This is a genomic window from Pseudomonas sp. Irchel s3f7 (genome assembly GCF_900187615.1).
In the GTDB taxonomy this organism is placed as follows: domain Bacteria; phylum Pseudomonadota; class Gammaproteobacteria; order Pseudomonadales; family Pseudomonadaceae; genus Aquipseudomonas.
In genome coordinates, this window is the sequence record NZ_FYDO01000012.1 from 80,849 (window position 1) to 101,325 (window position 20,477).

Here is a 20,477-nt window from a genome sequence, read left to right on the forward strand (position 1 = left end):
AGACTTTGGAGACAGGTCACGATGGACCGGCTCCTTAGTTGATCAGCTATTGTCAGCCGTCATTACTTGCCGTCTGGAATTGCAAAAGCAACCAGCTTCGAACCAGGCTTCGTACGATAATGCGGGCGCCCACCCTCGGCGACCACCACAAATTGCCTTCCGCTGACCGGACTGCGATAGGTCATGGGCGTAGCATTTGCGCTGGTGGCCAGGCGGCTGCTCCACAGCTCCCGACCGGTGGCGGCATCCAGGGCACGGAACGTATGCTCTGCTGCGCCACCGATAAATACCAGGCCGCCACGGGTCGTCACGGCGCCACCGGCGGTCGGTGTACCGATCGGGATGGAGACCAGGGTCGGCAGACCGAATGGGCCAATGTCACGCGGTGAGCCAAATGGCTTGGACCAGATGAGCTTGCCGCTGACAAGATCAACAGCGCCAATCAGGCCCCAAGGCGGCGCATTGCAAGGAATGCCAAGCTGCGAAAGGAAGTTGACCCGATAAGCACCGTATGGCGTGTCAAGCATAGGCTGCTCGGCTTGTCCCCCTGCGTCCAGACCAGGTGCAATCTTGAAATTGCGTTGCGTTGCTTCTTCGCGTGTTACCAACTCGATTCGGTCAGGGACCTGAGTCCAGTTGACGATCATCAGCCCGCGATCAACGTCCAGCGAGATGCCATTCCAGTTCACACCACCCATTGAACCGGGATCGATCAAGACATTCTTGTCGAGCGTGATGGGCGTGAACTGGCCCTCGTAGCGCGATTGTTTGAACATGATCCGGCAAACCATCTGGTCGATCGGCGTCGCCCCCCACATGTCTTTTTCGCGCAGTTGAGGCCCCCTGAAAGCAGGGAGCTCGACAGAAGCAGGTTGGGTAGGGGACAGCCATTCGCCTTTGGCAATATCACGCTGAGGCACAGGCTGTTCTTCCACCGCCTTGATCGGCTCGCCAGTCTCGCGGTCGAGCACGAAAATCTCGCCGCGCTTGGTCGGTTGGATCAGTGCTGGCCGCATGCCCTTTGCGGTAGGCCAGTTCAACAGGGTGGGCTGAGAGGCGACGTCATAATCCCAGATGTCGTGGTGCGTGGCCTGGAATTTCCAGCGCAGCCGACCCGTCTCCGCGTCGAGAGCGATCACCGCACTGGAGATGTCCTCGTCATAGGGACGGCGCTGGCCACCGTAAGCATCAGGTGTCGCGTTGCCCACGGGCAAATAAATCAGGCCGAGCTTCTCATCCGCGCTGATGGGGGCCCAGCTGTTGGGCGTGGAAGGCGTGTAATACTGTCCTTCAGGTGGCAGCCCGAGGCGATTCGGCGCGCCGGCATCAAAAGCCCAGGCGAGTTCGCCTGTCACCGCGTCGAAAGCCCTGATGACGCCCGACGGACCACCCCAATATTGCCCGTCGGGGATGCCGCCACCGACGACAATCTTGCCGCGGATAACTTGCGGTGCCGAGCTGACGTAGAACAAGCCATGTGGGTAAGGTGCGACGCCCTTTGTCAGATCGACCGCGCCGTTGTTACCAAACCCTGGGCAGTATTCACCGGTTTTCGCATCCAGTGCCACCAGCGTGGGGTTGTGGCTGGGGGCGTAGATGCGTTCCGAGCAAAACCCATTGGCGTCAGGCACTTTGTAGTACGCCACACCCCGACAAGGTTTACCCGACTGCGGTACGCCGTTGGAAATGTCGCGGCGCCACAATTCTTTGCCGGTTTCCGCATCGAATGCATGGATGCCGTTATTGCCATCACACGCGTACAGGGAACTACCCATCATGATGGGGGTGCCTTCGATCGCGTTGAGATCGCCGTTCACCGGCGCCATGTCGGCTTCCCAGACTTTGACCAGCTTCGAGACGTTGGTTGTGTCTATGTCGGCAAGCGGGCTGAAGCGGGTCCCACCCTGGTCATTGCCGTAGGCTTGCCAGTCGGTACGTTCGTTGTTGGCCATTGGCTCAGGCAGTTTCGCTGGCGCCTGCGATTGCAAGCCGCGTCTCAACATCGGAAAGTCCGGTGCGTCAGGTCCGAAAGCGTGACTGACGCTCCCCAAGGCGATTGCAGCGGCCAGGCCGCCGGCAAACGATGGCCAGCCGCGTGGAAGCTTCCGGGTGTTCGGCGCAGGCGTGAGTCGGGTGAAATGCGGTAGCAGAAGTACTGCGCCGAGAACGAACGGACCAATCAGTCGGGGCGCCAGCTGCCAGCCGTTAAAACCCACTTCCCACAAGCTCCAGGCCGTGGTCCAGACCAGCATTGCGGCATAGACCCAAATCCCTCGCGCATCGCCGCGCCAGAGAAATACAGCGCTTGTGATGAAGGCCAGTCCGGTGATCAGGTAGTACGCAGAACCTGCGTCCGCAACCAAGATGACACCGCCAATGGAAAGGGCCAGGCCGAGTATCAGTAATACAATGGCAAAGATACGACACACCCATCGTGAAGCTTTCGTCGTATCGCGCTTGGCATTCAAAGAGTCAGGCTCTGCGCCAATAGGGGTCATAAGGGTTTCTCCATGTGATCAATAGGACACACGTGTTGGGAACAAGCATTGAGGCGGCTCATTTGAATGACGCCGGAGGCAAGCCATGGGTGAACACCTTGGCGCTGAATATTGTCGCTCCTTGCCCCTTATCTCCATCACTGGTGACGGAGTACAAGGTGTTCGTATTGGGATCAATGGCGAGGCTAGTCGATAGCAGGTTGTGCCCTTGTTCGCGCCCCGGCAGCAGCACCTGGCCAATCGGGATACCGATCTGGTTAAAGACCATTACACGACCTTGCCCATAGATCGCCACATAGACATTGCCATCGGCGTCGACCCGCATCGAATCGGGGGAGGGCCCCGTGAAACGGTAGGGGATGGACGAACTGATGGTGGCGATGGTAGTAGCGTTGGCCAGGTCGATGCGATGTAGAAGGTTGCGGCCAAATTCGGTTGCCCACAGCGTTTTTCCGTCTGGACTTAGCGTAACGCCGTTGGCCATCGAGAGATGCGGCAAGACGACAACAGGAGGCGAAAGATCGGGAGAAACGTAATAGATCCCGCCCTTTGGCTCGGTCGAGATACCTTTGAAATCACTGAAGTAGAAACCACCCTGTTTGTTGAACGCCAAGTCATTGGGCATGAATCCGGCGTCTTGCGCGATGATGGTTTGCATTCCCGTGCCATCGGGTTTGACCGCGAAAATCGCGCCGAGGTTGCGGTTCAGATCGAGAGCCGCGATGAACAGACGTCCGTCGGGATGAAATGCCAGTCCGCCAGGGGAGAGGTTCTCTATCGTGGCTACGATTGAAAGCTGTTTGGTCGGCGAGAGGCGAAGTACGCGTTTACCCGAAACATCACAGAAAAGCAGGTTGCCCTCGCGGTCAAATATCGCGCCTTCCAGTATCCGACCTTCGTTGGATGCTTTGAACCAGGTTTGAGCAGTAACCGTTGGAAGGCCTCGTTCCGATACTGGAATGGGTACAGGGCTTTGTGTCTGCTTGTCGTAGGCCAATGCTGAAGAGGCGGGGAGTTGTCCAGCGTATGCGCCTGTAGCGATGCCGGCGGCGCCGATAGCCAGACAGGCCAGCAGGCTGCTTAGCTGGAGCTTTCTGAGCACTCCAGGGACACGAGCGCTGCTTCTTCTATCCGAACGTTTCCTACCGACATGAATGCTTGTCGTGTTGATCGCTGTGTGCACCGCAGGCATGTCGAGTTGTGTCAGCGTGGGTAAAGCGGTCGTAGCGAATAGCCGGCTGGGGGGCGCGCCGGATATCGGCGCGACCAGCCCTTTGAAATTGAACGTTACGCCAATGCTCATAACGAACTCCATTGTGCAAAGCCTTTTACTCCCCCTCAGGGGCGTAGACTTGTTTATTGTTTGATAGGGTGAAGCTGTGTTTCTTGCGCGCTAACGTTGGGCACACGACCAGCGAATGTCAGTCCGCCGGAGGGAACCCCTACTTCAAATCTCTTCCCGTGGGTACTGGAGCACGAGGACCTCGGCACCTTCGCCACCTGCTTGGATCTCGAACTTTTCCTCAGTTGATTCCACGACGATCATGGACCAGAGAGGAAGCTCTTCTTCGCCATGCAGCACGCTGCCGTTTCCGACGAAAACGTAATAACCGGATGCAATACCAGGGGGTGGACCGTCCACTTTCATACCAGCGCCCAATCGCAATACCTGAGCGCGCAGCCCATCTGCCTCATCTTCAAAAAGCAGTTCCCAACTCGCTTCTTCGCGGGCCTGCATCACAGGGGCAATGGAGAACTTGATGGGCTCGGACGTCAGGTGCCGGCGTTTGCTTGGACGCAGTTGCTCCCGGTAGCCAGGTTCACTCAAATAGACCGGTTGGGAGTTTCCGGTGTACATCCGCATGGCAACGAAGGACAGCCCTTGCGGACCCGCCACGATCGGTCCGTAAGCCGTGTGATGATCTTTGAACTGGACGGTGAGCGGTTCAAGTACCTGCCCGCGATTACCCAGTGTGCCACTGCCAGCGATGAACAACTGAAACATCGACACCCCGTGGAAATGAGGCACTACTGCTTCGTGTGCTCTGAGTTCAGACATTGTCGCCTGGGGGCCTGGGGCCCGCTCTTGAGAGCTCCGCGGGCCAAAGAAGGTCGTTCCCCAATGCTGGTTTCCGGTACCGGGCGAAACGATAACGCTCCGATTTGCAAGGGCGTCTGCCCCACTGCGCGTGTAAATCATCACCAATGCTCCTATTGAATCTGCATGTATGCAGGACAAATCAACCGTCCATACGAGGCCGTAGCGTGCCCTCGGTCGACGCAAAATCATACTAGCATGTGTTTTGATAATTAGCACAAGTTTCAATGAGTGGAACTTTTGCGTAGCGGCTGCGTGCTGGGTTAGCGCCGGTGCAAGCTTTTGTAAGATGGTGTTTGTGGTTTCATTCATTGAAACCTATTCCAAAAATAATTGACTTTCGGCTGGCTGCGGACGACAGTGCACCGTGGCAGCTCTGCTTTTGGGGAGAGCAGAGAAACGACTGCATCTCTTTACCTCGTCTCCCGATTTTCGATAGCGATCAAGGGCTTCAGTACCGATATGAATAATTACAAAAACTTGCTTGAACCACGTTCGATTGCGGTTGTAGGCGTGTCGGAGGATGCGGGACGTCCCGGCTCTCAGGCCGTAAGAGCTCTGATGAGCAATGGATACACCGGCGCGATCTATCCGGTGAATCCCAAATACGAAACCTTTGAAGGTTTGAAGTGCTATGGGTCCGTTGCCGATATCGAAGGCGACGTCGACCTCGTGGTGGTTGGCGTTCCTGCGCAGGGCGTTTTAGCCGTGCTGGAATCGAGTGCGCAGAAGAAGGTTCCTTTTGCGGTGGTTCTGAGCGGTGGCTTTCGAGAGAGCGGTCCGGAAGGGATTCTCCGTGAGGAGAAAATGCTCGCGATTGCCCGGGCGGCGGGCATGCGTATTATCGGGCCCAACTGCCTCGGTTTTGCCAACATCCATTCTCGTGTCTACGCCGCATTCGGCAGCATTACGCGTGAACCGAAACTCGAGAAAGGGTCGGTATCGCTGGTGACGCAGAGTGGGGGATTCGGCTACAGCATCGCCCTTGCATGTGCCGAAGCCGGTATTGGTTTCCGGCATGTCATCGCGACGGGCAACGAAAGCGATGTCAACACGGTACAGCTCATTGAGGCGCTGCTTGATGATGACGAGACACACACCATCGTCGCCTATATCGAGGGAACCAATGACGGTCGTGCGCTGTTGGAAATCGGCCGCAAGGCTACGGCGCGCGGCAAGCCGATCCTGCTGTGGAAGGGGGGCGTCACCGAGCAGGGCGCACTAGCGGCCGCATCGCATACCGCCAGCATGACGGGTGTCTATGATTTCTATCGTGCCCTGTTCAAGCAAACGGGGATCGTCGAGATCAGAGAGATCCATGAAGCGGTGGATTTCCTCAAGGCATTGGAAAGCAAAAAATACCCGGACAATGGGGGGGTCGCGGTGATGGGGGTATCGGGCGGGTCTGCGATCGTATTCGCAGATGCGGGTGAGCCTGAAGGTCTGACCTTGTGTGAACTTGGTAACGATACCCAGCAAAAGCTGCTGGCGGTCGTACCTAACATCGGGGCCGTCCATAATCCAATCGACCTTACCGCAGGGTATTTTTCAGCGGCCAATGGGCAGAAGTTGGAAGCCGCTGTAAGCGCGACGCTTGAAGACCCCGCCGTAGGATCGCTTTGCATTAACCTGGCAACCACAGGCGCCTCTGGCAGCCTGGCGGCAGCCCAGGTATTGGCCCGAATTGCCGCGTCGGCGTCGAAGCCGATCCTGGTTTTTTCCTCAGCCCCCAGCGTTCAGATTGCAGAGGCGCTGCGTGTATTCGCTGATGCGGGAATTCCGGTGTTGCCTTCGCCGTCGCGAGCCGCCAAAGCTATCGCAATGCTGATGCGATTCAAGCGGACTCAATCGCGCATTTTGCAGATGCAAGAGGATGAGGGGCTCAAAGTAGAGCGAGCTTCTGTACCGCTTAGCACCGCCGTTGGCAGTCGGTCATCGTTGTCCGAGGTCGAGTCCAAGGAAATGCTGCGTTCCATCGGGATCCCCGTCACAACCGACCTGATCGTGAAGGGTTTTGACGCTGCGCTGTTCGACAAAGTCAAAGCGCCACTAGTCGTCAAGATTGTCTCTGCGGACATTGCGCACAAAACCGAAATAGGCGGCGTAAAGGTCGGCATTCGGACTGCCCAGGAGCTGGAGTCAGCGATCGAGCAGGTGTTAGCCAACGCGCAACGGCATGTGCCTGCCGCCCACATTGAAGGTGTCCTCGTTTCCGAGATGGTGACAGGTGGCTTCGAACTGATTGCCGGGGTGGTCAAGGATCCTTCATTTGGCCCGGTGGTGGTAGTCGGCGCAGGTGGGATTTATGCGGAAGTACTGAAGGATTCCGCGTGTCGAATCGCCCCTTTCGGCCTGCCAACCGCTATGGAAATGCTCGATGAATTGCAATGCAGCGTGATCATGAACGGGGTTCGGGGCGCGCCTCCCCTTGACGTCGATGCTGTTGCCCGCGCGTTGGTGGCGTTATCGCAGTTTGCCTGGGAGCAGCGCAGCGATATAGCCGAAATCGACATCAATCCAATGTTTGTATTGCCCCACGGTGTGATTGCCGCGGACGCCTTGATTGTGCGCGGTTAATGAACCGCCCCCAAGCTTGTCGCGAGAAAGAGCAATGTACAAAACATTCTGTAAAGGGGTGAATCGCTATGAATGACAGTCTGTCCGCCACATTGACGCATCGGGTCAATGTGAAGCCTATCGACCGCACGTTCGAGGTGCAGCAAGACGATACGATACTTGCTGCCGCCCTCAAAAGCGGGTGTCAACTGCCCTACAGTTGTCAAAATGGCATCTGCGGAACCTGTCGGGCCAAAGTACTCGACGGGGTGGTCGATCATGCGGAGTCCAGCATGGCGATACTTTCCAACGAGGACCGGCAGCAGGGATACGCGCTCCTGTGCCAGGCAAAGGCTTTAACCGCATTGACGATCGCCTGCGAGGTGGTGGAAGCAACACAAGACATCCCTATTCGACGGCTTGTTTCCCGTGTCGATCGTCTTGAGCGCCTGGCCGAGGATGTGATGAGAATTCGCCTACGCCTCCCTGCCAAGGAGTCTTTCAGGTTTTTGCCTGGGCAATACATCAACGTCGTGATGCCAGGCGGTATTCGTCGCAGTTTGTCGCTGGCAAACGTGCCCGACGACAACGTGTTGGAATTGCATCTCAGGAATTACGGTGGCCCGTTTAGCCAACACGTTTTCAATGTCATGAAAGAAAACGACCTGGTGCGCCTTGAAGGCCCGCTAGGTACTTTTTTTGTGCGTGAAGACAGCAGCAAACCAATGGTCTTCGTTGCCAGCGGCACAGGGTTCGCACCGATCAAAGCCATGATTGAGCGCGAACTTGAAAAAGCATCGAGTCGTGAAATAACGCTCTATTGGGGCGGGCGAAGGGCCTCGGATCTGTATTTGAGTTCCGTTGCCGAGGCTTGGACGAAAAGTCACAACGTCACGTTCATACCTGTCCTGTCAGAAGCGCACCCCGACGACCTATGGGAAGGTCGGGTCGGCTTTGTTCACCGTGCAGTCATGGAAGATTACGAGGATCTTTCCCAGCATCAGGTCTATGCCTGTGGAGCGCCCATCGTCGTGCAATCGGCAAGACAGGATTTTGTGGCGTTACGCAACCTCCCCGAGGAAGAGTTCTTCGCGGACATGTTTGTGTCGGGACAAAAGGCTGTCCAGTAGAACTCGTGTCGTGTGTCTCGATTGAAAATAAAAACAAGCACGTGGAGGAAGATGTCCGTGGATGAACTAGCCAGCGAGTTGACGGTTGAGCGACATGAGTCGCTCCTGTGGATCACTCTGAATCGTGCCGCCAAGGCGAATGCCATGACGGTGGATATGATGGAGCGTGTGACGGCTGCACTGCAGGCAGCCACTGATGACCCGCAGATAAACGCGGTGATGCTGACCGGCTCTGGCGAGCGCGTGTTCTGCGCAGGGGTCGATATTCGTGAACAACCGGCGGACGGTGATACGGCACGCCAGCGTGAACGAAGGTCGTTAGCGTTGGCGGCGCTGCAGGACGCCGTGATGGACTGCCCCAAGCCAGTTGTCACAGTGCTCAATGGTACCGCGACGGGAGGTGGCGCGATGCTTGCGCTCTTGGCGGATGCCTGTGTCGCCGTCGATACCGCGAAACTGTCGTTGCCCGAAATTGATTTGGGTATCGCCACCTTCTCGGGTGCGAACATTTTAGAGGTCATCGGCGGACGCGCTTTGGCGCTTGATCTGATTCAGAGCGGCAGGGCGATGAAGGCTACCGAAGCATTGGCGAGAGGGCTGGTCCGCGAGGTAGCCCTGCGAGACGAACTCCATTTGAAAGCTTCGGCGCTGGGGCAGGCGTTGGGGGCAAAGAACCCGCGCACGTTTGCCGAAAACAAGCGGTGGCTCAATCGTTCGCTGAGAGCTGCATTGTTGCTGGCTCGGGACGAGCATGCACGACACCGTGCACTGGCTCAGGCCGAGCAATAGCGCAGCGGGCAACGAGTGGGGTTTTGCACGGGCGGCGTGTCCATATCGAACTGAGGGAATATGATGTCTGATCTAGAAGTCAGTACCGTTGGCCGGGTCATGGTAGCCAAGCTAAACCGGCCCGAAAAAAAGAACGCCTTGAGCGAGAGCATGCTGGATTCACTTCGCACTGCATTGCTGGCTGCCGATGAAAATGATGACATCGGTTGTTTCGTCATCACCGGTGCCGGTGATGCATTCTGCTCCGGAGGCGACCTGGGCCGTCGGGCCGCCGAAAGCGCAGAGGGGGATCCAACGCCGCTCGAGCGTAAAATCAGATTGCAAAAAGTCACCCACCAGGTGGCATTAGCGATCGAGAGCTTTGAAAAGCCACTCATTGCGGCGGTAAACGGCGCGGCGGTGGGGGCGGGCATGGATCTTTCGTTGCAGTGCGATATGCGTTTCGCATCAGAGTCGGCTCGATTTGCTGAGGCTTATATTCGTGTTGGCCTGATCCCTGGAAATGGCGGTTGCTATTTGCTGCCGCGCATAGTCGGTACCGCGAAAGCCCTGGAATTATTATGGACGGGCGATTTCGTCAGTGCTGAAGAGGCGTTGGCATTGGGCATCGTCAACCGAGTATTCAGTGATGACGAGCTCATGCAGCAAACGCTGGATTTTGCTACACGCCTGGCGGATGGCCCTCCCATCCAGCAACGCAGCATAAAGAAGCTGCTATACCAATCGCTGCGGACCGATTTACGGACGAGCTTGGAGTCGGTGGCTGCGCAGATGGCCGTGGTGCAATCCACGGATGATTACAAGGAGGCCATCAAAGCTTACAAGGAAAAAAGGAAACCGCGTTTTATCGGCAAATAGCGTGTCGTGCCTGGACCGACCGGTCCAGGCATCGTTGTGATAGTGGAGGTGTCCGATGGAACTGCGTCAACTGCGCTACTTTGTCCGGGTAGTTGAGTGTGGAAGCATGGGGCGAGCAGCGCTTGAACTCGATGTTGTCACCTCGGCCCTCAGTCAACAAATCAGTCGACTGGAGAATGAACTGTCCGTTCGGTTGCTGCTAAGAAAGAAGAGCGGCGTGCAGCCCACCAGCGCCGGATTGGCATTCTGGCATCGAGCACAACTGGTGTTGCGCAACGCAGAGGATGCGGCCCACGCGGCCAGGACTGGACGGTTCGCCGGGCATGTCACGGTGGGATTGGCTCCATCCACCTCAGGCGTCGTTGCACTGCCGTTCATGGAGGCGATGCGAGAGCGATACCCGGATATTTCCCTTCGTATTGTCGAGGCGTTATCGGGCAACCTGGAGCGGATGCTGAGTGCTAGACAGATCGATCTTGCGATATTGTTTGGCGCTGATCATGGGCGCAGATTCAGCACTCAACCGCTGGTAAATGAACGTCTTTTCGCTATTTCCGCAGCTGACTTTTCCCTGGTCCGCAAGAGTGAATCGCTGTCAATCAGTGAGCTTTCCAACGTCCCCCTTATATTGCCCGGCAGTACGCATGGCCTCAGGGCGCTGATAAACAATGCTTTTGAAAGAGAAGGCTGCACGATGAACGTCATCGCGGAAATCGACGGGCTTGCGATACTCATGGACGCGGTGGGGGCGGGCTTGGGGATGACGGTGCAACCTAGCGCGGCACTTGCAAGGCATGATAAAGACCGTTTCGATACGGTACCCATTTCCGAGTTCAATTTTACCCGCTTGAATCAAGTCGCCAGTTTGTCGGACGATGAGTTGTCGCCGGCGGGTTTGGCAGCACGTGTTGTTTTGGCTGACGTCGTTCGCACGTTGGTTTCGGATAAACGTTGGCTGGGCACGCAACTGGTAACGGTGCCCGACTGAACAAGGCGCGGTCGCCAGCCGTCTCGATGTGCCTCCGTTCTCGAGTTCGGTGGGTGGAACTGAAGTTGGCGAGTGAAATAGCGTCATGCTAGTATGTTATTTTGAGACTGATTCTCGTTTGTTGGCGAATGAAGCATTTCGTGTCGAGGAGGATCGTTACGATCAACGATTTTGATGGGGTTTTTCAAGAATGATGCGCTCTGTGCAACGTATCTTGGCAGTTTTCGAAAGCTTTAGTTCAGACCGCAGCAGCCTTACGCTTCAAGACATTGCAGACCGTATCGAGCTACCGAAGTCGACGACGTTTCGTATTGTCCAGAGTCTTGAAAAGGCTGGCTACCTGGTACGTCTCGAGCAGCAATATTGCTTGTCCTTCCGGTTCACGCGCTTGGCTGGCCTGGTAAAAAGTACCCTGGGTATTCGTGAGATCGCTCGACCCGTATTGCAAGAACTCGCTGAGCAGACTGAAGAAACAGTCTCCATCCATGCGGTGAGTGATCGCAATCGAGTCTGTCTCGACTCGGTCACTACCAGCTCGGCACCGTTGCGCGCGGTGGTCCAGGCGGGTGAACAGATTCCCTTGTTGGTAGGATCTGCTTCAAAGGTCTTGATGGCCTATATGCCCAAAGCCCAGCTCACCCCGTTAGTCAAAAATGTTGCCAAAGCGACGAAGCGCACCAATGGCGCGGTGCTTGAAGAGTTCGCCATGATCCGGGAGCAGGGTTATGCCGTTTCCCATGGGGAACGGCTGTTAGGCATCTCGGCGATCTCGGTACCCATCAAGGACGTCAATCAAGAAGTGCACTATTGCTTGTCGGTGGGGGCACCGACTGTCCGAATGAACATGAATGAAAAGGAGTTTATCGAGTTGGCGGTCAAAGGTGCTGAAGTCATATCGCGACAATTCGGTGGAGAGGTGGCCTTGCCCGCGCCTACATCCGACTGATGATGTGCGCCTGGCCTCAAGCCTGGACTTCTTGACAGCGGCTCATCGCGAGAAAGAAACGCTCCGCTGGTCACTTCCATGCGAATGGACCAGTTGGGACTTCCAGGCGAACGACGACGTTTCACGATTTGAAGCGCCCCACCAGACCGTTCAGCTCATCTGACAGACTCGACAACTTGCCGGAGTCATCCTGTGCAGAGTTGGCCAAGCTCTCCACCAGCCGAGCCTCGTCATAAATCTGCTGGATATGCCGATTGATCTCTTCGGCCACGCTATGCTGCTCTTCAGCGGCGGCGGATATCTGCAGGTTTTGATCCCTTATTTCATTGACCGACAATTGGATGCCTTCAAAGCTGTCCCGGGTGCTTTCGATGGACGACACACTGGCTCGCGAAAGCTCAAGGCAACTTCCCATTTTGCCCATCACCTCCTGGGTCTTGCTGCCTAGGGCGCCGAGCAGTTGCTCGATTTCGCCGGTCGAATCGGATGTGCGTTTGGCCAGTGCTCTGACTTCATCTGCCACCACTGCAAATCCTCGACCTTGATCACCCGCCCTGGCGGCTTCGATGGCTGCATTCAGGGCCAGCAGATTGGTTTGCTCGGCAATGGCGCGAATGGTGCCAAGGATCTGGTTGATGCTGCGGCTGCCGGCTTCGAGCTCTGTCATGGACTGCGACGACTCGGTCAGACGGCGTCCCAGGCGATTCACGTTGTCCGTGGTGATCTCGATCTGCTGCTTGCCCTCCGCCACACGGCGATGTCCGTTCTCGGCGGACTCTGCTGCGCCGCTGCATGAGCGGGCCACCTCATTGGCGGTTGCGACCATCTCGTTGAACGCGGTCGACACCAATTCCACCGCTTCGCGCTGTCTCCCGGCGGCCTCGTTCATGTTGTTGGCAACCTCGCTGTTAACCCTCGAGGCATTTTGCAGATTGCTCGATGCGGCGCCGATGTGTTGGATCAACTGACGTATGGCGGTGAGAAACTTATTGAACCAGCCTGCCAGCTCAGCGGTTTCGTCGTTACCCTGAAACTCTAGTTCGCGACGCAGATCTCCCTCGCCCTGTGCGATCGATTGCAGTCCGGTGCTGACCTGGCTGATGGGTTTGACGATGGACTTGGAAAATGCCACGGCGACCAGGGCAAAAATGACTGTCAATCCTCCCACGATGAGGGCGGTGAGGTAGGTCATGCGAGTGGCCGCGCTCATGACTTCACTGCGCTCGATCAAGCCGATATAGCGCCAGCCAAGATCAGGCGACGTCCAGACGTTGGCCATGTAAGGGATCCCATTGAGTTCAACCTCGGTTGATCCCTGCGGGGTGGCGGCCAACTTTGCATAGGCCTCGCCCAGGTCCTTGAGCGGCTTGAAGCTATGCGTTGTGTCGCGGGGGTCTACCAGTACGACGCCGTCCTCGATCAACATCACGTAGCCGCTTTCGCCAAGCTTGATGCTTTTGACCAGCTCGGTGAGGTTTTTCAAAGACACGTTCACGGCTAACACACCTTTGACGATGCCATCGCTCGTGATCATTGCCCTGGCTGTCCCCACCAGTGCTGCATCTTCCTTACCGTAATCATAAGCCGGGTAAAAAGCGGGTGTTCGTACGGTTTTGCCAGGGCTCGCCATCGCCGCTTTATACCAGGGGCGTGAACGTGGATCGTAGTTGGCCAACTGAGGATCATCTGGCCATTTGGCATAGGAGCCGTCCTCCAGGCCGATGGAGAGAATCGCCGCGGACGGGTGGGCTGCACCGTAATGAGCAAACCTTTCGATCAGTTGCTGGGCCGCAGGAGGCAATGGCCGGCTGGCGGCATCACCGGTCTGATAGTTCTTCAGCGCGCCAACCGATACATAAACTGGATCGGTTGCCATTTGATCGACATTTTGCAGGCTGGCCTCGAAAAACTGGCGAATGTTGCCATCGATCTGGCGTATTTCCCGCGTACTGCCATCCATAAACTGATCAGCCGCTAGCGTTCGCGTGTTGGTCACGGAAACCACTGCGACCAGGCTCACGGGTATAAAGGCGACCAATACGAACGTCAGCACAAGCTTGTTTTTTATTTTCATTGTGAAGCCCATAAACAGGGAGGACGGGCAAACGGCCAATTTCACGCGGTAGTCGCCTTTACACCCGATTCTGCTCGGGTGCGATATGTTCGGCGGCTCCGCCGATGAAGCGGACTGTTTTCAGTCCGCACACATCTTGAGCCGCTCACCGATCAGTTGATTGCAAAAAGGGTTATGTAGAGAGCTCTTGCCGCATTGTCTTCTGGGGCTGCGGTAGTTCACTCGCCTTGTTGCTTGCCTTGTTGCCCACTGAGGTGCGCAGGTTTATTCCACGAGTCTCAGGAACAAACTGAGTTGTGATCAGACAGAGCACGGCAATCAACGTGACGTAAAAGGCCGGCGCCAGCGGGGAGCCAAACGCCTGGGACAGGTACGCAGCGATCAATGGGCACGTTCCGCCGAACATCGCGACACTTGTCTGATAGGAAATGGCGTGTCCGGTTGCACGGAACGATGTCGGGAAAAATTCCGCTGCGGCCACAAAGCTGGCTGCCCCATAAATCCCCAATCCGGCAGCGAGGAGTGTTTGCCCGGCCACGGCGCTAGCGAAAGAACCCGAGGCAGCCAAGTACATGGCCGGATATGCCGAGAGCGCTATCCATGCCGCACCAAATGTCAGTACTCGCTTGCGGCCAAACCGATCACTCAATAAACCTCCTAACGGAAGTAGGGCTGAAAGTACGATGACGGCGATGGCGTTTGAGATCAAAGCCGAGGTGGAATCCAGCTTTCCGACCTCAATTAGAAAGGTGTACATAAAGCCGAGCAATAGGTAAGCCCCTACCGAAAAAACCGGTTGGACCATGAACACGTGCAACATACCCCTCAATCCACCGCAGCGAATGGCCGCTATCAGCGGATTCTTCTTGATTTTGCTGGCTTTACTGGCCTGGCGGGCTTGCTTGTACTCTTCAGGCTCATCGATGTTGCGGCGCAGCCAGAACCCGACCACTCCGATAATGCCTCCAAGAAGGAAAGGGACGCGCCACGCCCAGTCTGAATACGCTTGATCCCCCGCTCCAAGCTGGAGTGCGACGACCAAACCGGCCACGACGGCGTTGGGCAGGTGAGAGAAAATCAGCGTGAAGCCAAGCCAGTATCCTCTGCGATTCTCCGGTGCCGACTCGACGATGTAGCTGGTCGAGCCGGTCGTTTCGCCACCCAGTGCCAAGCCTTGTGCGATTCGACAGAGCAACAGCAGTAACGGTGCGGCGATCCCGATGGTTGCATAGGTCGGAAGCAGCCCGATGATCGCGGTGCCTAGTGCCATGAGCCAAACGGTCATCGCCATGACCCTGATACGGCCAAGGCGGTCCGCCAGATAGCCAAACATCAAGCCACCCAGGGGGCGGGCTACGAAGGCCACTGCATAGACTGCGAACGTGCTCAGAAGCGCGGCAGTTCGATCTGAGCCGGGAAAAAAATGGACGGATAAAATGGGTATTGAGAACCCGAATACAGCGAAATCGTAGATCTCACCGAAGTTCCCGATAGCGCCAGCGGCTAGCGATCGCCGAGAGCTGGTCGTTTTCGTCTTCGTCATGCGTCTTCTCCTGTGACAGGATGGTTTTTATTAGTTGATGCAAAGCTGATGCATCAAGACTGCAGGATGAAACAGTGTTGCTTCGCCATCAGGCCTTAGAGATGTTCGAGGCGTGGATCAATGTTGCGTTTTCGCCGGATGAATCGTGGTAGTCAGCGAGCGTAACGTTTGTGAAAAGCGTTTCTGCGATGACGCAATCCGCTAACGGAGGTTATGTTAGAAAGACGCGTGTTGCTGGGGTTTAAAAGCAATACGCGTTCACTATTTGTTAATAGGTTGGCGAGGTTTGCCGGGCCAGGCAGGTAGCCGAGCGTGGGCTTTTTTCCCGCAGAAGGGGCCACTGGCTTACCGCCGTATCAGGACAGATTTTGGTTTTCATATAGGCTTCGATCGATTCAACACGCACTATTTGTGAGCCGCCAATCAATTACAGTTGGAGGAGGGCTTGAACTGAACCGCGGAAATAGAACTGTAGAACGTGCTCAAGTCTTTTATCGGGACTGGATCGCTGATCTGATGATCCGCTTGCTCGAAGAGACTTCGTGCAGCATTGGCGATCAACATGGGAGCGCCAAGATCGTTGCCGCGCAAACAGGCCGCTTTGAGGATGGTTTTTTCGCTCGAGAGTGCCGTGTTATCCAGGGCGTGACTGGATAACAATTGGGTATAAATAGAGCGAGAGGATTCACTCCATCCCGATGTCTTTTCCAGGACCAGTGCCATGTCTTCCAATGCCAGCCCATATCGCAGGCCTGCCGCCGTGCATTCATAAGTAATCGCGCTGCATAGCGATGCGATCGCACCTGTGACCAGCTCGATGGCGTGATCTTCAGGGCACGCTTGAGGGGCACCATCCGTGTTCGGCGTCACGGCATCGGCGTCGTACAATTTTGTCGCCGCCATGCTTTCGATGAGCCCGACCATGTCTTCGAGCTGCGCGTTTGGCCCCAAGGTGTTGGTTCCGATTTGCAACAATGCCCTGACCAGAGCGGTTAGCGGCATCGGGACATCCCTGGACATTCCCAGCGCGACGGCTTGATCGACGTCTTTGAGCATCAAAGCGAGGGCGAAATTGGTGGAGGGTTTTCCCTGGGCGAGCGCGGGCAGCATCCTGTCTGTGGTTTGATTTCGCGCTTTGTTGCGGTTCAACACGTCCGCCATCAGGGGCAGTGAAAGGCCGGCTTTTTTGCCCATGGCCACGACCTCAAGGGTCCCTAGTCGGCAGCCAGCATTCATGGCGTTGTTGACCATTTTCATGGCTTGGCCGTCGCCGACCCTGTCGCCACAACGATAAATCGTTTGGGTAATAACTTGTAAAACGGGGAGGGCGCGCTCGTAAACCGTATCCGAGCCCGCAACCATCAGCGTGGCTTTGCCTTCGGCAACGACCAGCGGACTTGCAGACACCGCAGCATCCATCATGTCGATACCGCGTTCGGCCAGTTCTTCGGCCATACGTCTGGTCTCACCCGGAATGCCACTTGTCTGATCAATGATCAGTGTCCCCGGCACCAATCCGGCCGCGAGGCCGTTTGGACCGAACAGCGCAGACCTGACGTCCGAGCTGCGTGGCAGGCACAGGAAGATGACGTCACACCGGCGAGCCAGGTCGGCCGCCGTGGGCGCGACGTCGGCGCCCAGTTTCTTGAACGTGTCGACGGCGGCCGTGTTGATATCCCACACGCATAACGAGTGAGACAGGAATCGACGAGCGAGTTGACTGCCGAGGGCACCGAGCCCGATGTATCCGATTTTCATTGTCTGTCGCCTCTCTTGTGACCATTCAACCGACGCATGCGACGTATAGGGGGAATGGTGCAGATACTTTTATTGTTCTTGGGGTGTGATGAGAGCGTATTGCCTGATTGCTAAAGCAATGAACCGATCATGCCGCCATCAACGCTGATGCTCGATCCAGTGATGAAACCCGCCTGTGTGGATGCGAGAAACGCGACCACGCCACAGACCTCGTCTTGTTCCCCCATGCGGCCGAGCGGCGTAAGCTTGCGGCGTGCTTCTGCCTGCTCCGGGGTGTACGCGGCGGTGCCGGTGCGGTGCGATGTGTCGATCAATGCTGGCGCTACACAATTGACAGTGATGCCGCAAGAGCCCACCTCGTTGGCGAGATGTTTCATGTACGCGGTGACGCCTGCGCGAAAAACGGTTGAAAGGCTATGGTGCGGCATGGGTTGCTTCACCGATGCCGAGGTAATGGCGATGACGCGACCCCATTGCTTCTTGAGCATCTGAGGAACCATTTCCTTGGCGACCTGGATGGTCCCCCAGAGTTGATTTTGATAGGCCTCTTGCCACCGTTCCTCTTCCGTTTCGTCGAGCGTCGCCCGCAGCGGATTGGGGGCTCGTCCCGTGTTCAGGACGAGGATGTCGGTGCCGTTGAATGTAGCGTTCACCGTGTCGGCGAGGCGCTTTACATCAGCGGCGACGCGCATGTCGCCGGCAATGGCGACTGCACGCACGCCATGCTTTGCCGTTATTTCCTGGGCGATGGCGGCCAGTTTGTCCGCTGAACGTGCAAACAGCACCACATGAACGCCCTCGGCTGCCAATGCGTGGGCAATGTTCTTGCCTAAACCTGCGCTGGCGGCGGTGATGACTGCCACTTTTCCGTTGATCTTCAAGTCCATGATTTACTCCGACACGATGATTTCATTGCCTTCGACGCTGAATCGATGTGGCATGTCTTCGGAGGCCCACTCCAGGTAGGAAAGCACTTCCTGGAATCGAGGATCGTCGTGATTCAGCACTTCAGGCCGATACCGTGCGTCCATGACCATCGGAAGGAACGAAACCTTTTGTATGCCGTCTTTGGTCGCCACTGCTTTGGCGAGCAAGCTCAACGTACAGGCCTTGCCGTAGGGCATAAAAGGATATTCGGGATCGAGGTCCGCGTGATTGCGAACCGCACCGTGAGACCAGGCGGGCTCGCTCCATGAAGGCGCGGGAAACGACTTGGTCATTGCGAACACGCCGAGACTGTAGAAGACGGCTTTGCCCTTATACATCTCGATCGCTTTGGGAATATGCGGTGCGTGGCACACCACCATATCTGCACCTGCATCAATGGCAGCATGGGCTACGGTCACCTGGTAGTCGGAGATCACGCGAGGCAGCCGGATGACGCCGGAGTGAAAAGCCAGGATAACGACGTCTACCTCACCTTTCAGCTTCTTGATGTCCTCGACCAGGTTCGCCAGGTCGCTGGAGTCAGGTTCCGTGCGAATGCGAACGGGCTGGTGGGGACCTCGTGTTTCATAGGAGGTATCGACCTTGATACTGGTCACGCCAGGTTTTTGCAGTCCTGCCTCGCTGCCGGCAGGACCGAGCGAGGTATAGCCCAAGTAACCGACCTTGATGCCGTCGTGTTCAATGATGGCTGGACGTCGTGCTTCTTCCAGATCCCGACCTGCGCCTGTCACCTGGATGCCGCGCGAGACAAAAAAGTCCCGGGTATCCACGAGGGCATCCGGGCCGCTGTCGTAGCTGTGATTGTTTGCCAGAGTCACCGCGTCGAACCTGCCATTGGTGAAAATAGCAGCCATTTCAACGGGCTGACCGACTTGAGGGGCATGGTCTGCGCGCACGGTGCGATCCGAGTAGGTGCGCATGCAGTTGATGAAACGCATATCGGCCGAGGCAAGAGTCGGCAGGGCGAGTTCTGTGTACCCCTCCACCGGGAAGCCGTCTTTCGCTCCATGCGTGGGGCCGCAGTCCCCGCCGATCAGTATGGTGGCGTTCGATGTCATTTTTCCCTCCTATTATTTTTGTGGGAAATTTATGGTTTCGATCAATGAAACAGATGCTGCTAGATAGAACTAATAATAGCACCGCGAAAACGGCATGACCACGATTTGTACAGGCATCATGTCGTTGGATAAAGAGTCAGTCTGGATTTTTGTGGTTCTGATGATTGGAACAGGTATCGATAATAAGAACATGTGATAGTATCGATTTTGACATCCGTCCGGGCGCAGGCGTTACCTACCTGACCGTCTCTATGGCAGGTCGAGGGTCGACACCTGTTCAGGAAAACGACGTTGGTGCCAGTCTACTATTTGAAATTATCAGTTAGTTCAATCGCTTACATGAAAATAAGAGAGGGCGGAAATGGCAAGCTCACTGGATCAAACGCAGGGGCACACACCGGCAGGGCGGCTTGCCGGGAAAGTTGCTGTTGTTATGGGTGCTGGACAAAGCCCGGGCGAAGGCATGGGTAACGGTCGAGCGGCGGCCATTCGATTTGCGCGTGAAGGGGCGCACGTCCTGGCCGTTGATCGGCAAATCGAGTCCGCTGAGGAAACTGCGGCGATGATCATTCAGGAGGGTGGTTCCGCTGCAGCATTTTCTGCGGATGTGACCCGGGAACACGAGTTGGCCCTTGCCATGCAGATGGCAAAAAAACGTTGGGGGTCCCTGGATGTCCTGCACAACAATGTGGGGGTCAGCCTCGCCGGTGGTGACGGCGACTTGATGGATATCACCGAAGATCAGTTCGATAACATTTGCCGTATCAATCTTCGCGGTACCGTCTTTGCTTGTAAGCACGCAGTAGCAATCATGCGTGAACAAGGGGGCGGGGTTATCGTCAATGTGTCATCCGCGGCGGCATTGGGTAAGTATCCCTACGTAACGTACAAGGCTACAAAAGCGGGTGTCATTGCTTTCACCGAGCAGTTGGCGCTTCAAAATGCCCCTTATGGGATCAGGGCGAACTGCATCCTGCCAGGCTTGATCTCGACGCCGATGGCGGTCGAGGCGCGTATTCAAGCGTGGAACCAGACGCGTGAGCAGGTCAGCGCGGAGCGCAACGCCAAGGTGCCGCTCGGCCGCCAGGGAACCGCTTGGGATGTTGCGAACGCGGCCCTGTTTCTTGCGTCCGATGAAGCCAATTTCATCACGGGTATCTCGTTGGCGGTGGACGGCGGCCGGTTGCTCAATCGTATTTAATCGTAGTCCCCCACTGCTGGCAGTGGGGGACC

The 20,477-nt window shown here is 56.5% G+C and carries 15 protein-coding genes and 1 pseudogene; 7 read left to right on the top strand and 9 right to left on the bottom strand.

From position 1 onward, the window contains the following. Positions 1-62: 62 nt before the first annotated feature. The 3 genes from CKW19_RS12515 to CKW19_RS12525 form a co-directional block, all read right to left on the bottom strand. Positions 63-2,498, bottom strand: coding sequence for a pyrroloquinoline quinone-dependent dehydrogenase (locus CKW19_RS12515; protein WP_053078263.1), 2,436 nt, complete (start codon positions 2,496-2,498; stop codon positions 63-65). A 58-nt stretch (positions 2,499-2,556) separates the two neighbouring features. Then, entirely contained in the window at positions 2,557-3,801 is a 1,245-nt protein-coding gene (locus CKW19_RS12520) for an SMP-30/gluconolactonase/LRE family protein (RefSeq protein ID WP_218232076.1), read from the bottom strand. A 144-nt stretch (positions 3,802-3,945) separates the two neighbouring features. Further along, positions 3,946-4,503 (bottom strand): hypothetical protein, encoded by a 558-nt coding sequence (locus CKW19_RS12525; RefSeq protein WP_095058147.1) that lies wholly within the window; start codon positions 4,501-4,503, stop codon positions 3,946-3,948. A gap of 555 nt (positions 4,504-5,058) precedes the next feature. Here CKW19_RS12525 and CKW19_RS12530 point away from each other — a divergent pair. The 6 genes from CKW19_RS12530 to CKW19_RS12555 all read left to right on the top strand — a co-directional run bounded on the left by CKW19_RS12530 (position 5,059) and on the right by CKW19_RS12555 (position 11,863). Beyond that, positions 5,059-7,173 (top strand): acetate--CoA ligase family protein, encoded by a 2,115-nt coding sequence (locus CKW19_RS12530; RefSeq protein WP_095058148.1) that lies wholly within the window; start codon positions 5,059-5,061, stop codon positions 7,171-7,173. A gap of 68 nt (positions 7,174-7,241) precedes the next feature. After that, entirely contained in the window at positions 7,242-8,282 is a 1,041-nt protein-coding gene (locus CKW19_RS12535; RefSeq protein WP_095058149.1) for a CDP-6-deoxy-delta-3,4-glucoseen reductase, read from the top strand. A 51-nt stretch (positions 8,283-8,333) separates the two neighbouring features. Then, a complete protein-coding gene (locus CKW19_RS12540) occupies positions 8,334-9,071 on the top strand; it encodes an enoyl-CoA hydratase/isomerase family protein (protein ID WP_256580331.1) in 738 nt (245 codons plus the stop codon). Between the two features lie 63 nt (positions 9,072-9,134). Then, on the top strand, positions 9,135-9,929 hold the full coding sequence (locus CKW19_RS12545) for an enoyl-CoA hydratase/isomerase family protein (protein WP_013692813.1): 795 nt from the start codon (positions 9,135-9,137) through the stop codon (positions 9,927-9,929). Between the two features lie 55 nt (positions 9,930-9,984). Then, a complete protein-coding gene (locus CKW19_RS12550) occupies positions 9,985-10,917 on the top strand; it encodes a LysR family transcriptional regulator (protein WP_013692814.1) in 933 nt (310 codons plus the stop codon). A gap of 193 nt (positions 10,918-11,110) precedes the next feature. Further along, entirely contained in the window at positions 11,111-11,863 is a 753-nt protein-coding gene (locus CKW19_RS12555) for an IclR family transcriptional regulator (protein ID WP_013692815.1), read from the top strand. Between the two features lie 121 nt (positions 11,864-11,984). Here CKW19_RS12555 and CKW19_RS29515 read toward each other — a convergent pair whose 3' ends face one another. The 6 genes and pseudogenes from CKW19_RS29515 to CKW19_RS12580 form a co-directional block, all read right to left on the bottom strand. Then, the gene (locus CKW19_RS29515) at positions 11,985-12,752 is read right to left on the bottom strand and encodes a methyl-accepting chemotaxis protein (protein WP_371856347.1); all 768 of its coding nucleotides are present in this window, start codon (positions 12,750-12,752) and stop codon (positions 11,985-11,987) included. A gap of 87 nt (positions 12,753-12,839) precedes the next feature. Further along, positions 12,840-13,949, bottom strand: a pseudogene (locus CKW19_RS29520) (cache domain-containing protein); the annotation flags it as partial. Between the two features lie 160 nt (positions 13,950-14,109). After that, positions 14,110-15,480, bottom strand: a complete 1,371-nt coding sequence (locus tag CKW19_RS12565; protein WP_095058150.1) for an MFS transporter — start codon at positions 15,478-15,480, stop codon at positions 14,110-14,112. 423 nt (positions 15,481-15,903) lie between these two features. Beyond that, on the bottom strand, positions 15,904-17,238 hold the full coding sequence (locus tag CKW19_RS12570) for an NAD(P)-dependent oxidoreductase (protein ID WP_095058151.1): 1,335 nt from the start codon (positions 17,236-17,238) through the stop codon (positions 15,904-15,906). Positions 17,239-17,348: 110 nt separating this feature from the next. Further along, positions 17,349-18,125 (bottom strand): SDR family oxidoreductase, encoded by a 777-nt coding sequence (locus tag CKW19_RS12575; protein WP_095058152.1) that lies wholly within the window; start codon positions 18,123-18,125, stop codon positions 17,349-17,351. Between the two features lie 3 nt (positions 18,126-18,128). Continuing rightward, entirely contained in the window at positions 18,129-19,244 is a 1,116-nt protein-coding gene (locus tag CKW19_RS12580) for a CapA family protein (RefSeq protein ID WP_095058153.1), read from the bottom strand. 361 nt (positions 19,245-19,605) lie between these two features. Between CKW19_RS12580 and CKW19_RS12585 the strand changes: the two genes are divergently transcribed. Further along, positions 19,606-20,445: an SDR family NAD(P)-dependent oxidoreductase gene (locus tag CKW19_RS12585; protein ID WP_095058154.1), complete on the top strand. Its 840-nt coding sequence runs from the start codon at positions 19,606-19,608 to the stop codon at positions 20,443-20,445. The last annotated feature ends 32 nt before the right edge of the window (positions 20,446-20,477 follow it).

Coding starts and splice junctions, on each gene's coding strand:
- CKW19_RS12570 (WP_095058151.1), bottom strand. CDS start 17,238: ATGAAAATCGGATACATCGGGCTCGGTGCCCTCGGCAGTCAACTCGCT.
- CKW19_RS12535 (WP_095058149.1), top strand. CDS start 7,242: ATGAATGACAGTCTGTCCGCCACATTGACGCATCGGGTCAATGTGAAG.
- CKW19_RS12580 (WP_095058153.1), bottom strand. CDS start 19,244: ATGACATCGAACGCCACCATACTGATCGGCGGGGACTGCGGCCCCACG.
- CKW19_RS12530 (WP_095058148.1), top strand. CDS start 5,059: ATGAATAATTACAAAAACTTGCTTGAACCACGTTCGATTGCGGTTGTA.
- CKW19_RS12585 (WP_095058154.1), top strand. CDS start 19,606: ATGGCAAGCTCACTGGATCAAACGCAGGGGCACACACCGGCAGGGCGG.
- CKW19_RS12520 (WP_218232076.1), bottom strand. CDS start 3,801: ATGAGCATTGGCGTAACGTTCAATTTCAAAGGGCTGGTCGCGCCGATA.
- CKW19_RS12565 (WP_095058150.1), bottom strand. CDS start 15,480: ATGACGAAGACGAAAACGACCAGCTCTCGGCGATCGCTAGCCGCTGGC.
- CKW19_RS12515 (WP_053078263.1), bottom strand. CDS start 2,498: ATGACCCCTATTGGCGCAGAGCCTGACTCTTTGAATGCCAAGCGCGAT.
- CKW19_RS29515 (WP_371856347.1), bottom strand. CDS start 12,752: ATGAACGAGGCCGCCGGGAGACAGCGCGAAGCGGTGGAATTGGTGTCG.
- CKW19_RS12550 (WP_013692814.1), top strand. CDS start 9,985: ATGGAACTGCGTCAACTGCGCTACTTTGTCCGGGTAGTTGAGTGTGGA.
- CKW19_RS12555 (WP_013692815.1), top strand. CDS start 11,111: ATGCGCTCTGTGCAACGTATCTTGGCAGTTTTCGAAAGCTTTAGTTCA.
- CKW19_RS12540 (WP_256580331.1), top strand. CDS start 8,334: ATGTCCGTGGATGAACTAGCCAGCGAGTTGACGGTTGAGCGACATGAG.
- CKW19_RS12545 (WP_013692813.1), top strand. CDS start 9,135: ATGTCTGATCTAGAAGTCAGTACCGTTGGCCGGGTCATGGTAGCCAAG.
- CKW19_RS12575 (WP_095058152.1), bottom strand. CDS start 18,125: ATGGACTTGAAGATCAACGGAAAAGTGGCAGTCATCACCGCCGCCAGC.
- CKW19_RS12525 (WP_095058147.1), bottom strand. CDS start 4,503: ATGTTTCAGTTGTTCATCGCTGGCAGTGGCACACTGGGTAATCGCGGG.